Raw genomic sequence first — 13113 nt, forward strand, 5'->3', positions numbered from 1 at the left:
TTATAAGAGACTGCGGCCGGGGGTACCGTGTGGGATTGTTGGACGCCGCCGAACAATCATTCAGAGAAGGCCCACCCGGGTGACCGGGTGGGCCTTTTCGCATTTCCGGGAAGATGTCAGAGCTGCCGCTTGAATCCGAGGTGCGAGGCCGTGAAGCCGAGTCGCTCGTAGAACCGGTGTGCGTCCGTGCGGGTCGCGTCCGAGGTGAGTTGGACGAGGTCGGCGCCGAGTTCGCGGGAGCGCTCGACGGCCCACTCGATCAACTCGGTGCCGAGTCCGCTGCCGCGTTCGTCGGCGTGGATGCGGACGCCCTCGATGATCGTGCGGGTGGTGCCGGCCCGGGAGAGGCCCGGGATCACCGTGAGCTGGAGGGTGCCGACGACGCGGCCGGCGCGTTCGGCGACGACCAGGTGCTGGTGCGGGTCGCGGTCGATGCGGGTGAAGGCGGTGCGGTAGGGGGTGAGGTCGTCGGGGCTCTCGCGGGTGGCGCCCAGCGGGTCGTCCGCGAGCATGGCCACGATCGCCGGCAGATCGCCTTCGCCGGCCCGTCGGATCGTCAGAACAGCCGTTTCAGTCATGATCAGAGGATAAGGAGGGCCGAGGGGGTCGGCGGACTCTGTCTACGCCCGTAGCGTGCCTCCAGGGCCCGCTGTGGCCCACCACGGTCCGATGCCGGGTCACTCCCCGGGCCCGGCGCTGGTGATGACGGCGAAGACGGCTCCGTGCCGGTCCAGCAGCTGGGCGAGCCGGCCGACCCCGTGGAGGTCCGTCGCCGGGATCCGGACCTTCGCGCCGAGCCGGTCGGCGATGGCGAGGCAGGCGTCCACGTTGGGGACCTCGAAGTAGGGGAGCCAGTGCGAGCGGGTGCCGCGGGCGGTGTGCTCGGGGCTGAGCTGGAGGATGCCGCCGTGGGCGTCGTCGGTGCCGCCGCCGGACGGGGTGAGCACGGTGTAGAACGCCTCGCCGAGCGGGACGTCCTGTTCCTGCCAGTCGAAGACCGTGCGGTAGAAGGCCTTGGCCCGTTCCGCGTCGACGCTGTAGCACTCGGCCCAGCAGAGGCTGACCTGGTCGTTGACGACGTCCAGGCCGCGGGTGTCGTGCGGCTGCCAGACCGCGAAGTCGGCGCCGGTCGGGTCGGTGTAGCCGGCCATCCGGCCCGCGGTGAAGACGTCGAAGGGGGTGAACCGGATGCGGCCGCCCGCCTGTTCGACCAGGTCGGTGGTGCGGTCGGCGTCCTCGGTGGTGAAGTAGAGGGTCCAGCCGGGGAGCGCGCCCTCCTCGGCGAGCGGGCCGAGGGCGGCGACGGTGCGGCCGTCGAGCTGGAAGAAGCCGTAGCCGCCGGCTTCGGGGCCGGCCGAGTCGAAGGTCCAGCCGAACAGCGCGGAGTAGAAGTCGACGGAGGCCCGGGTGTCGGGGCTGCTCAGGTCGAGCCAGTTCGGGGAGCCGGGGCGGAAGTCGGTGTTGAGCATGGCGGCACTGCTCCTCGGACGGGTCCCGTGCGGGCGCGGGCGCGGTCGACGACCCCCTGGACCCTTTCAGCCTGGCACCTCGGTCGGGGCGGTGCACGGCAGGCCCGGCGGGCGGTCCGGCGGGCGGTCCGGACCTGTCCGCGCCGGGCGGTACGGTGCGTAACGGAATGGTCCACCCGTACCGGTCGAAGGGGGCTCCGGTGGGCAAGCAGGTGCAGTCGGGGCAGGAGGTGCCCCGCCAGCTCGCGCAGGTCGAGGGCGTGCTGGAGCGGATCACCTACGCCAATGAGGAGACCGGCTACACGGTGGCCCGGGTGGACACCGGCCGGGGCGGGAACGACCTGCTGACGGTGGTGGGCGCGCTGCTGGGGGCGCAGGTCGGGGAGTCGTTGCGGCTGCACGGGCGGTGGGGCTCGCACCCGCAGTACGGGCGGCAGTTCACGGTGGAGAACTACACCACGGTGCTGCCCGCGACCGTCCAGGGCATCCAGCGGTACCTGGGCTCGGGGCTGATCAAGGGGATCGGGCCGCGGTTCGCCGAGCGGATCGTCGAGCGCTTCGGGGTGGAGACCCTGGAGGTGATCGAGAACGAGCCGGGCCGGCTGATCGAGGTGCCGGGGCTGGGGCCCAAGCGCACCAAGAAGATCGCCGCGGCCTGGGAGGAGCAGAAGGCCATCAAGGAGGTGATGGTCTTCCTCCAGGGGGTCGGGGTGTCGACCTCGCTGGCGGTGCGGATCTACAAGCAGTACGGGGACGCCTCGATCGGGGTGGTGCGCAACGAGCCGTACAAGCTGGCCTCGGACGTCTGGGGCATCGGCTTCCTGACGGCGGACCGGATCGCCCAGGCGGTGGGCATTCCGCACGACAGTCCGGAGCGGGTGAAGGCGGGCCTGCAGTACGCGCTGTCGCAGAGCACCGACCAGGGGCACTGCTACCTGCCGGAGGAGCGGCTGATCGCGGACGGCGTGAAGCTGTTGCAGGTGGACGTGGGGCTGGTGATCGACTGCCTGGCGGAGCTGGTCGCGGCGGAGGGGGTGGTGCGCGAGGTGGTGCCGGGGGAGGCGGGCGAGCCGATCACCGCGGTGTACCTGGTGCCGTTCCACCGGGCGGAGATCTCGCTGGCCAACCAGCTGCTGCGGCTGCTGCGTTCGGACTCCGACCGGATGCCGTGGTCGGCGGAGGTGGACTGGCCGGTGGCGCTGGAGTGGCTGGCCCGGCGGACCGGGGCGGCGCTGGCGCCGGAGCAGGAGCAGTCGGTGCGGCTGGCGCTGACCGAGAAGGTCGCGGTGCTGACGGGTGGTCCGGGCTGCGGCAAGTCGTTCACGGTGAAGTCGATCGTGACGATGGCGCTGGCCAAGCGGGCGAAGGTGGTGCTGGCGGCGCCGACCGGGCGGGCGGCCAAGCGGCTGGCGGAGCTGACCGGGGCGGAGGCCTCGACGGTGCACCGGCTGCTGGAGCTCAAGCCGGGCGGTGACGCCGCGTACGACCGGGACCGGCCGCTGGACGCCGACCTGGTGGTGGTGGACGAGGCCTCGATGCTGGACCTGATCCTGGCGAACAAGCTGGTCAAGGCGGTGCCGCCGGGCGCCCACCTGCTGTTCGTGGGGGACGTGGACCAGCTGCCCTCGGTGGGGGCCGGTGAGGTGCTGCGGGATCTGCTGGCCGAGGACGGGCCGATCCCCTCGGTGCGGCTGACCCGGATCTTCCGGCAGGCGCAGCAGTCGGGCGTGGTGACCAACGCGCACCGGATCAACGAGGGGAAGCCGCCGTTGACGGAGGGTCTGGCGGACTTCTTCCTGTTCGTGGAGGACGACACCGAGCGGGCGGCCGGTCTGACGGTGGACGTGGTGGCCCGCCGGATCCCGCAGAAGTTCGGCTACGACCCGCGCCGGGACGTCCAGGTGCTGGCGCCGATGCACCGGGGCCCGACGGGGGCGGGGAACCTGAACACCCTGTTGCAGGGGGCGGTGACGCCGGCCCGGGAGGGTCTGGCGGAGCGGCGTTTCGGCGGGCGGACCTTCCGGGTGGGGGACAAGGTCACCCAGATCCGCAACAACTACGACAAGGGGCGGAACGGGGTCTTCAACGGCACAGTGGGAGTGGTGACCGCCCTCAGCGTGGACGACCAGCGGTTGACGGTGCTCACCGACGAGGACGAGGAGGTGCCGTACGACTTCGACGAGCTGGACGAGCTGGCCCACGCCTACGCGGTGACGATCCACCGCTCGCAGGGAAGTGAATACCCGGTGGTGGTGATTCCGGTCACCATGTCCGCTTGGACGATGCTCCAGCGAAACCTGCTCTACACGGCTGTGACCAGGGCGAGGAAACTCGTCGTGCTGGTCGGGTCACGGAAGGCGATCGCGCAGGCTGTGAGGGCCGTCAGTGCAGGTCGGCGGCACGCCGCGCTGGATCATCGACTTGCTTCTGGATGATTATCCAACAGGATGGTTGCCTCTAATGTTCTCTTGACGTGAAGAGATTTACGGCAGAGCCTAGGGTGGTGCCGATCTTGTCCGGTTCGTACCGGCAGGGGCAGCAGGTTTTGTAGGGGCGGGCCCTTCCGGGCCACCCCGGGTGCGCGACTGTCCTCCGGATGGGGGATCGTGGAGTCAGTCAGGGCACCTTGGAAGAGGATTCATTTCGTCGGTGAGGAAGACGTGAGCGACAACTCGGTAGTACTGCGGTACCAGGACGGCGAGTACGAGTACCCCGTCGTCGAGAGCACTGCGGGCAACTCCGGCTTCGACATCTCGAAGCTGCTCCCGCAGACCGGCCTGGTCACCCTGGACAACGGCTTCGGTAACACCGCCGCGTACAAGTCCGCGATCACCTTCGTGGACGGCGACAACGGCATCCTGCGGTACCGCGGCTACCCGATCGAGCAGCTCGCCTCGCAGGGCGGCTTCATCGAGACCGCGTACCTCCTGATCAACGGTGAGCTGCCCAACGCGGCCCAGCTGGCGGAGTTCAACCGCGAGATCACCCAGCACACGCTGCTGCACGAGGACGTCAAGCGCTTCTTCCAGGGCTTCCCGCGGGACGCCCACCCGATGGCCATGCTGTCCTCGGTGGTCGGCGCGCTCTCCACGTTCTACCCGGAGAGCCACAACCCGTTCGACGCGGCCCAGCGCCACCTGTCGACCGTCCGCCTGCTGGCCAAGCTGCCGACGATCGCCGCGTACGCGTACAAGAAGGCGATGGGCCAGCCCTTCGTCTACCCGCGCAACGACCTGAGCTACGTCGAGAACCTCCTGCGGATGACCTTCGCCGTCCCCGCCGAGGACTACGAGCTCAACCCGGTCATCGTCAACGCCCTGGACAAGCTGCTCATCCTGCACGCGGACCACGAGCAGAACTGCTCCACCTCCACCGTGCGCCTGGTCGGCTCCAGTCACGCCAACCTGTTCGCCTCGATCTCGGCGGGCATCTCGGCGCTGTGGGGCCCGCTGCACGGCGGTGCCAACCAGGCCGTCCTGGAGATGCTGGAGAGCATCCAGAAGGACGGCGGCGACGTCGACGCGTTCATCACGAAGGTGAAGAACAAGGAAGCCGGCGTCAAGCTGATGGGCTTCGGCCACCGCGTCTACAAGGCCTTCGACCCGCGCGCCGCGCAGGTCAAGCTGCTGGCGCACGAGGTCCTCGGCCAGCTCGGCAAGAGCGACGAGCTGCTGGAGATCGCGCTCAAGCTGGAGGAGCACGCCCTCAAGGACGACTTCTTCATCTCGCGCAAGCTGTACCCGAACGTGGACTTCTACACGGGTCTGATCTACCGCGCCATGGGCTTCCCGACCAGCATGTTCACCGTGCTGTTCGCCCTCGGCCGGCTGCCGGGCTGGATCGCCCACTGGCACGAGATGATCAACGACCCGACCAGCCGGATCGGCCGCCCGCGCCAGATCTACACCGGCACCGCGATCCGCGACTACGTCGAGCTCGAACAGCGCTGACGTCGCACCGCACCGAAAGGGGCCCGGCCGCTGCTGAGCGGCCGGGCCCCCTCGCGTCCCCGCCCGCGGACCCGGAAGGCCCGCGGACGGGGACGGAACCGTACGGCGCACGACTCCGGGGCCGGCCGCGACCGGGGACGGCCGCTCAAAGCGTCCCTGGCCCGCCACAACCCCGGCGCCGTGCGCGAAGGCCGTCGAGGATTCGACGACCGTTCCCGGGGCCCGCCGGAGCCCCGTCGGCGACAGCCCGCCGGAAGTGCGGGGACACATTGCCGTTGATCGTGCCCCGCCCAGCGGAAAAACTGCCGCACTACCAACCTAAGACGTATCAGGGTGCGAGAAGTTACGCCCGGGGGGTGTGAGCTGCCTCTCGCCACGCTCCGTAGGCGCCTCGTATCGCGCCCATATCACACCTTCCCTCGCGCACGACGTCACCCTCCCCGCAGTCACGGCAACCGAGCGTGATAGGAATCGTGGCATTCCGGTACGGACCGTCGCGCCCCCTCGTCGCGCGACGGCGGAACTGGGGAGGGAGTGCGCAGATGGCCAGGAACGTCGTCGTCACCGGCGGTGGCACGGGAATCGGGTACGAAGTCGCGCGGCGGTTCGCCGAGGCGGGTGAGCACGTGGTGATCGTCGGTCGGCGCCGGGCCGTCCTGGAGAAGGCCGCGATCGACCTCGGGCCGAACGTCACCCCGCTGGTGTGCGACCTCGCCGACCCGGACGCCGTGGAGGCCGCGCTGGCGGAACTGCCCGAGCGGATCGACGTGCTGGTGAACAACGCCGGCAGCCGGGAGACCGTGGTCGGCGGCGGGCCGCACGCCCTGCTGGCCCGCTGGCGCGGCGACTTCGAGCGCAACGTGCTGACCGTGGTGCTGCTCACCGAGTCGATCCGGGACCGGCTCACCCCGGGCTCCGGCCGGGTCGTCACCATCAGCTCCATCGCCGCCCTGCGCGGGGCCGGCTCCTACGGTGCGGCGAAGGCCTCCCTGCACGCCTGGAACCACTTCCTGGCCGCGCAGTTGGGCACCTCGGGGATCACCGCCAACATCGTCGCGCCGGGCACGGTGGCCGGCACCGAGTTCTTCGGGCCGCGGCTGGACGAGCCCGAGGTGGCCCGCCGGGCGGCGCGCACGCTGCTCGGCCGGATCGGCGAGACCGGGGAGGTCGCGGCGGCGGTCACCTTCCTCGCCTCGCCCGAGGCCGGGTTCATCACCGGCGAGATCCTGCACTGCAACGGCGGGGAACTGCTGGGGCGTTGAGGCGTCGAGGCGCTGCGGCGCTGAGGCGTCGGTGCGTGACGAGGGGCCCGGACCGGGGACGGTCCGGGCCCCTCGGGCCGTCCGGCCTGGCTCAGGCGGCCCGGAAGCGGCGCAGCCGGAGGCTGTTGCCGACCACGAAGAGCGAGGAGAAGGCCATCGCGGCCCCGGCGATCATCGGGTTCAGCAGTCCGGCGGCGGCCAGCGGGATCGCCGCGACGTTGTAGCCGAAGGCCCAGCAGAGGTTTCCCCGGATGGTGGCGAGGGTCCGGCGGCCGAGCCGGACGGCGTCGGCGGCGGCGCGCAGGTCGCCGCGGACCAGGGTGAGGTCGCCGGCCTCGATCGCGGCGTCGGTGCCGGTGCCCATCGCCAGGCCCAGGTCGGCCTGGGCGAGCGCGGCCGCGTCGTTGACGCCGTCGCCGACCATCGCCACGACCCGGCCCTCGGCCTGGAGCCGGCGGACCGTCGCCACCTTGTCCTCGGGCAGCACCTCGGCGATGACGTCCCGCGGTGCGACGCCGAGCTCGGCGGCCACCGCCTCGGCCACCGTGCGGTTGTCGCCGGTCAGCAGCACCGGGGTCAGGCCCAGGGCGCGCAGCCGGGCGACGGCCTCGACACTGGTCGGCCGGAGCGCGTCCGCCACCTCCAGGACGGCCCGGGCCCCGCCGTCCCAGCCGACCGCGACCGCGGTGCGGCCGGCCGCCTCGGCGGCGGTCACGGCGCGGGCCAGGACGGGCGGCAGGGGCTGGGCGTGGTCGGCCAGCAGGGCCGCCCGCCCGGCCGTGACCGTACGGCCGTCCACGACGCCCTGCACGCCCCGGCCGGGCAGGTTGCGGAAGTCCCGGACCGGCGGCAGTGCGCCGAGGCGGTCGGCGGCGGTGGTGGCGATGGCCCGGGCGATCGGGTGCTCGGAGGCGTGCTCCAGGGCGCCGGCCAGGCGCAGCGCCTCGGCCTCGGTGACCTCCTCGGCGGTGTGCACGGCGAGCAGGGTCATCCGGCCGGTGGTGACGGTGCCGGTCTTGTCCAGGACGACGGTGTCGACCCTGCGGGTGGTCTCCAGTACCTCGGGGCCCTTGATCAGGATGCCGAGCTGGGCGCCGCGGCCGGTGCCGACCAGCAGGGCGGTCGGGGTGGCCAGGCCCAGGGCGCACGGGCAGGCGATGATCAGCACGGCCACCGCGGAGGTGAACGCCGCGGTGGGGCTGTCGGTGGCCAGCAGCCGGCCGACCAGGGTGGCAAGGGCGATCAGGATGACCACCGGGACGAAGACCGCGGAGATCCGGTCGGCCAGGCGCTGGGCGGCGGCCTTGCCGTTCTGGGCCTCCTCGACCAGCTTGGCCATCCGGGCCAGCCGGGTGTCCGCGCCGACCCTGGTGGCCTCGACCACCAGCCGGCCGCCCGCGTTGACGGTGGCGCCCGTCACGGTGTCCCCGACGGCGACCTCGACCGGGACGGACTCGCCGGTCAGCATCGAGGCGTCCACCGCGGAACTGCCCTCGACCACCGTGCCGTCGGTGGCGACCTTCTCGCCGGGGCGGACCACGAAGCGGGTGCCGACGGTCAGCCGGTCCACCGGTAGCCGGACCTCGCGCCCGCCCCGGAGCACGGTCACGTCCTGGGCGCCGAGGTCCAGCAGGGCGTGCAGGGCCGCGCCGGCCCGGCGCTTGGCGCGGGCCTCCAGGTGGCGGCCCAGCAGGATCAGCACGGTGACGGCGGCCGCGGTCTCCAGGTAGAGGCTGGCGGCGGGGTCGGTGTCGCCGACCGTGAGCGAGAACTCGTGGTGCATGCCGGGCAGGCCGGCGTGACCCAGGAAGAGGGACCAGCAGGACCAGCCGAAGGCGGCCAGGGTGCCGAGCGAGACCAGGGTGTCCATGGTCGCGGCGCCGTGCTTGAGGTTGGTCCAGGCGGCGCGGTGGAAGGGCAGGCCGCCGTAGAGGACGACCGGGCCGGTCAGGGCGAAGGCCAGCCACTGCCAGTCGGTGAACTGCAGGGCGGGGACCATCGAGAGCAGCACCACGGGGACGCCGAGCAGGGCGCTGATCAGCAGGCGCTCGCGCAGCGGGTCGGCGGCGGGGCGGCCGGCCGGGCCGGGGCGGCCGCCGTGCGCCGGGTGCTCGCCGTGCCCGGGGTGGTCGCCGAGCGCGGGGTCGGAGCCGGGCTCGGGGTCGGAGCCGGGCTCGGGAGCGGCGGGGGCCGGGGGCGGGGGGAGTTCGGCGGTGTAGCCGGTCCGCTCGACGGTCCCGATCAGCTCCTCGACCGTGACGCCGGGGCCGAAGTCGACCCGGGCCTTCTCGGTGGCGTAGTTGACCGTGGCCTCGACGCCGTCCATCCGGTTGAGCTTCTTCTCGATCCGGGCGGCGCACGAGGCGCAGGTCATCCCGCCGATCGACAGCTCGACCCGGTCCCGTGCCCCGACGCCGGGGGCGGAGGTGGTCATGCGGAGGGCTCCTAGGGAGTGGTGGCGGGGGCCCGGGCGGGCCCCCGCCGTACCGGGGTGGCTCAGACCGCGGGGCCGACCAGCTCGTAGCCGGCCTCGTCGATCGCGGTGCGGACCTGCTCCTCCGCCAGCGGGGCGGTGGAGGAGACCGTCACGGTACCGGCCTGGGCGTCGGCGGCGACCTCGGTGACACCGGCCAGCGCGGACAGCTCCTCGCTGATCGCCTTCTCGCAGTGGCCGCAGCTCATGCCGGACACGGTGTAGGTGATGGTGCTGGACATCGGGGCCTCCTGGAGGTCGGTGCTGGTGCTGGATCTCCTGCTTCTCCAGCTCTTCGAACACCATACCCCTCTGGGGTATTTCTCGGAGGGGCGGGCGACGGTCAGGCCGGTACGGAGGGCTGCTGTGCCGGGATCGGCGCGGTGGGCTCGCTGCGCACCAGCAGCCTCAGCCAGAGCAGCCCTCCCAAGGAGACCACGAGCAGTCCCGCCGTGTCGTACACGGTGTACAGGTGGACCTGCTCGCTCGACGGGTTCGGCATGTAGCCCAGGTCGAACAGGGCGCGCTGGAAGTCGCTCGTGGTGGTCCGGGCGACCAGCCAGACGGCGATGCCGCTCGTGCTGTCCCATAGCGCGTGCAGCAGTGAGACGCCCAGGTAGGTGAGCAGCAGCGGGGTGGTGAGGCGGAAGCGCCCGCCGCGCCGCTCCCGGAACAGCACCCCGCCGATGATCGCCGTCCACAGGATGTGGCCGACCGGGGCGAGCACCCCGCGCAGGATCTCCGTCTCCACCAGGTCGTCCAGCGACAGCCCCTGGATGCTCAGCACCGCGTTGAACGCGTACCCGGCGCTCTCGAACGCGGCGAACCCGGCGCCGACGGTCGCGCCCAGCACCAGCCCGTGGCGCAGCCCGCTGACCCGCAGCCGGCGGCTGACCAGCACCAGCGCGGCCAGCTTGACCGCCTCCTCGATCAGGCCGACTCCCGCGTACATCCACACCGAGGGGGAGAGCAGGTACGTCTCCAGGACCGAGGCGCCCAGGACGCCGATCACCCCGCCGATGCCGAAGCAGGTGAAGATCCGGTCCGGGCCGAGGTCGGCCGCGTAGCGCTCGTACGCCCAGATCACCACCGTGGCCGGGACGAGGAAGCTGCCCAGCAGCACGATGGTCGGGACCAGGTTGCTGTTGTCGGTGAAGAAGGTGACCAGGACGGTGCAGGCCCAGAGCAGCAGGCCGGTCAGGAAGAACTTGAGCCAGTGGTGCGGCCGGGTGGCCGTCCGGGCGGGGGGTGCAGTGATGCGCGGCGTGGGTCGGTATCCGGACACCGGGCAGGGCCTCCTCTGAGTAGCCGCTTCGGTCGAACTTTATGACAAATCGGGCAATAGGGACTTGTAGGGGTGGGGCGAGCGAGGTGGGCGGGGTAGGCGGGGCGAGCGAGGTGGGCGGGGCGGGCAGGGTGGGTGGGGTGGTTCGGGGTCGTGATCGTCCCTTATGTTCGGTATGTGTTCCCGATCCGCCGTGCCCAGTCGCCCTCGGCCCCCACCGCCGCCGGGCTGCCACCGGACCGGCGGCGCGGCGCCCTGAGGGTCGTCGACCTCCAGGACGTGCCGCTCCGGTGGCGGGCCGCCCCGGCGCTGCTCGCCGTCCTGCTGGTCGCACTCGCGGACCTCCTCTCCGGCAAGGACCGGTACCTCGCACCGCTGATGACCGTCGTCCCGGCCGTCGCCGCGCTCACCCTCAAGCCCGGCGAACTGCTCGCCGTCTGCGCGGTCGGGCTGGTCGCCGTCTTCGGACTCAGCCACTACGACCAGGTCGACAACATCAACGACGCCCGCTTCCTCTACGGTGCGATGGTCAGCTATCTGGTTCTGACGCTGTTCTCGGCCTGGGTCGCCAAGATCCGGATGCGGCGGGCGGCCGCCTTCGCGGCGGTCAGCTCCGTCGCCGAGGCCGCCCAGCGGGCCCTGCTGCGGCTGCCCGGGCCGGCCGTGGGGCCGCTGCGGCTCGCCGTGCGGTACGTGTCCGCGGCGGACGCCTCACGGATCGGCGGGGACCTCTACTCGGTGCTGGAGACGCCGCACGGCACCCGGGTCGCGGTCGGGGACGTCCGGGGCAAGGGGCTCGCGGCCGTCCAGACCGCGGCGGTGGTGCTCGGCGCGTTCCGCGAAGCCGCGTACGACGAAGCCGGACTACGGGGCGTCGCCTCGCGGATCGAGGCCAGCGTCGAGCGGCACGTGCCGGACGGGGAGTTCACCACGGCGCTGTTCGCCGAGTTCCGCCGGCCCGGCGAGATGGAACTGCTCCAGTACGGGCACGTCGCGCCGATCCGGGTGGACGGTGAAGGGCGGGCCCACGTACTGGACGCGCCCGACCCGTGGGTGCCGCTCGGCCTCGGGCGGCTCGCGACCGGCGAACCGGCCACCTGGGGGCAGCCGTTCGGGACGGAGGACGTCCTGGTGCTGTACACGGACGGGGTCATCGAGGCGCGGCACCGCAGGAGCGGGGAGTTCTATCCGTTGGCGGAGCGGGTCGGGCCGCTGGTGCGGGGAGCTGCGCGCTCGGCGGGGGAGTTGGAGGCGGCGGTGGGGCGGGTGTACGCGGATCTGCTGGCGCACACGGGTGGGGCGTTGCGGGATGACGCGTTGTTGTTGCTGATTACGCGGACGGACTGAGGGGGGCGCTGCGCGGGGCTTGGGTGTGGGGGTGGGCTTTCGGGAGGGTGGGTGACGCCGGGGGCGGTTCCGGGGGTGGGTGCTCCGGCGGCTGGGTGATTTTCCGACTGCCGACTCTGTGGGTGGGGTGTGCAGACCGTTGGCAGTCTGAAAATCACCCGTTACGCCGCTCTCCGCACCCACCCCCTCCACCGCCCCCTCCCGCAGCGCGTCCCTCTCGCCTTGGGCGGGTGGTGGGGGGTGGGGAGGGGGTGGTGGGGAGGTGGGTGGGGTGGTGGGGGTCAGGACTGGGTGGGGGTGGGGAGGGGGGTGGGGATGCCGGGGAAGGGGGTGTCGGGGGCGCCCCAGCGGTGGGCGCGGAGGGTGCAGTCGCGGAGGGCGGTGGCTGCGGTGGGGCGGTGGGGGGCGGGGAGGTCGGCGACCAGGTCGGCGTAGACGGTGGTGAGGCTGGTTTCCAGGTGGGCGGCGAGGTTGGTGGCGGTGGTGGGGTCGGTGACGGGGAAGGGGAGGCGGTAGCCGGCGGCGGCGGGGGTGGGGGTGGCGCCGAGGGTGGTGACGAGGCGTTGCCAGGCGTCGCGCTGGGACTGGTGGGCGGCGTAGGCGGTGCGGGCGTCGGTGCGTTGCTGGTCGTCGGGGAGGTGGGCGCCGACGACTCCGTAGCCGTAGACGGCGGCGTGTTCGGCGCTCAGGGCCTTCTGGAGGGCGGGGAGGGGCGTTCCGGGGGTGGTTGTCCCGGGGGTGGGGCTCGGGGTGGGTTGTTCGACGGGGGCGCCCAGGGCTGTGGCGTGCAGGGTGTTGGCGGCGGACACCGAGGCGAGCAGGCGGGCGAGGGGCGGGCGGGCGGCGGAGAGGTCGGCGAGGTGGGACTGGGCGGTTCGGTGCTCCAGGGCGGCCAGGGTGGCCGGGGTGGTGGTGCTGCTGGGGGTGGGGGTGGGCGGGGGTGTGGAGGTGGTCGGCAGGCCTTGGGCGAGGGCGGCGCGGTGTTGGACGGTCTCGGCGCGGAGGGTCTGCAGCAGGGGGGTGCGGTCGCCGGGGGTGGTGAGAAGGGTGTCGTAGGCGGCCAGCAGGGTGTCGGTGGCGGCGACGGCGCGGAGGCGGACGGGGTGGTCGGTGTCCGGGCCGGAGGCCTTGGGGTCGGGGGGTGTGGCTCCGTCGGTGCCGGTGGTGCAGGCGGCGGTCAGGGTGATCAGTCCGAGGGCCAGGAAGGTCCGTCGGCTGGGCGGCTGCATCGGGGTCACTCCGGAGCGGGTACGGGAGGGCGGCCTCCCCTGCCTGCCCTCGTTGGGCTGAATCTTCGCAGAACCCCCACGATTGCGGGTGGTGTCGG

Annotated in this window: 10 protein-coding genes; 4 read left to right on the forward strand and 6 right to left on the reverse strand. The window is 72.4% G+C overall.

What is annotated here, in order from left to right:
• Nucleotides 1–116: 116 nt before the first annotated feature.
• Nucleotides 117–578, reverse strand: coding sequence for a GNAT family N-acetyltransferase (locus tag ACFXOZ_RS31975; RefSeq protein ID WP_380593533.1), 462 nt, complete (start codon nucleotides 576–578; stop codon nucleotides 117–119).
• A gap of 99 nt (nucleotides 579–677) precedes the next feature.
• Complete coding sequence (locus ACFXOZ_RS31980; protein WP_375896981.1) at nucleotides 678–1469, reverse strand: VOC family protein; 792 nt, start codon at nucleotides 1467–1469, stop codon at nucleotides 678–680.
• 200 nt (nucleotides 1470–1669) lie between these two features.
• Between ACFXOZ_RS31980 and ACFXOZ_RS31985 the strand changes: the two genes are divergently transcribed.
• The 3 genes from ACFXOZ_RS31985 (at nucleotide 1670) to ACFXOZ_RS31995 (ending at nucleotide 6681) form a co-directional block, all read left to right on the forward strand.
• Complete coding sequence (locus ACFXOZ_RS31985) at nucleotides 1670–3904, forward strand: ATP-dependent RecD-like DNA helicase (protein ID WP_380593534.1); 2235 nt, start codon at nucleotides 1670–1672, stop codon at nucleotides 3902–3904.
• Nucleotides 3905–4129: 225 nt separating this feature from the next.
• Complete coding sequence (locus ACFXOZ_RS31990; RefSeq protein ID WP_375896975.1) at nucleotides 4130–5419, forward strand: citrate synthase; 1290 nt, start codon at nucleotides 4130–4132, stop codon at nucleotides 5417–5419.
• A 542-nt stretch (nucleotides 5420–5961) separates the two neighbouring features.
• Complete coding sequence (locus ACFXOZ_RS31995; protein WP_375896972.1) at nucleotides 5962–6681, forward strand: SDR family NAD(P)-dependent oxidoreductase; 720 nt, start codon at nucleotides 5962–5964, stop codon at nucleotides 6679–6681.
• Nucleotides 6682–6772: 91 nt separating this feature from the next.
• Here ACFXOZ_RS31995 and ACFXOZ_RS32000 read toward each other — a convergent pair whose 3' ends face one another.
• The 3 genes from ACFXOZ_RS32000 to ACFXOZ_RS32010 all read right to left on the reverse strand — a co-directional run bounded on the left by ACFXOZ_RS32000 (nucleotide 6773) and on the right by ACFXOZ_RS32010 (nucleotide 10439).
• On the reverse strand, nucleotides 6773–9115 hold the full coding sequence (locus tag ACFXOZ_RS32000; protein WP_380593535.1) for a heavy metal translocating P-type ATPase: 2343 nt from the start codon (nucleotides 9113–9115) through the stop codon (nucleotides 6773–6775).
• Nucleotides 9116–9177: 62 nt separating this feature from the next.
• Entirely contained in the window at nucleotides 9178–9396 is a 219-nt protein-coding gene (locus ACFXOZ_RS32005; RefSeq protein WP_375896966.1) for a heavy-metal-associated domain-containing protein, read from the reverse strand.
• A 101-nt stretch (nucleotides 9397–9497) separates the two neighbouring features.
• Nucleotides 9498–10439, reverse strand: a complete 942-nt coding sequence (locus tag ACFXOZ_RS32010; RefSeq protein ID WP_375896963.1) for a PrsW family intramembrane metalloprotease — start codon at nucleotides 10437–10439, stop codon at nucleotides 9498–9500.
• A gap of 177 nt (nucleotides 10440–10616) precedes the next feature.
• On the opposite strand from ACFXOZ_RS32010, the gene ACFXOZ_RS32015 reads away from it, so the two are divergent.
• Nucleotides 10617–11786, forward strand: coding sequence for a PP2C family protein-serine/threonine phosphatase (locus ACFXOZ_RS32015; RefSeq protein WP_375896961.1), 1170 nt, complete (start codon nucleotides 10617–10619; stop codon nucleotides 11784–11786).
• Between the two features lie 281 nt (nucleotides 11787–12067).
• On the opposite strand, the gene ACFXOZ_RS32020 is transcribed toward ACFXOZ_RS32015, so the two are convergent.
• Nucleotides 12068–13015, reverse strand: a complete 948-nt coding sequence (locus tag ACFXOZ_RS32020) for a ferritin-like domain-containing protein (RefSeq protein ID WP_380593536.1) — start codon at nucleotides 13013–13015, stop codon at nucleotides 12068–12070.
• Nucleotides 13016–13113 lie beyond the last annotated feature (98 nt).

It is taken from the genome of Kitasatospora sp. NPDC059160 (genome assembly GCF_042755465.1).
In the GTDB taxonomy this organism is placed as follows: domain Bacteria; phylum Actinomycetota; class Actinomycetes; order Streptomycetales; family Streptomycetaceae; genus Kitasatospora.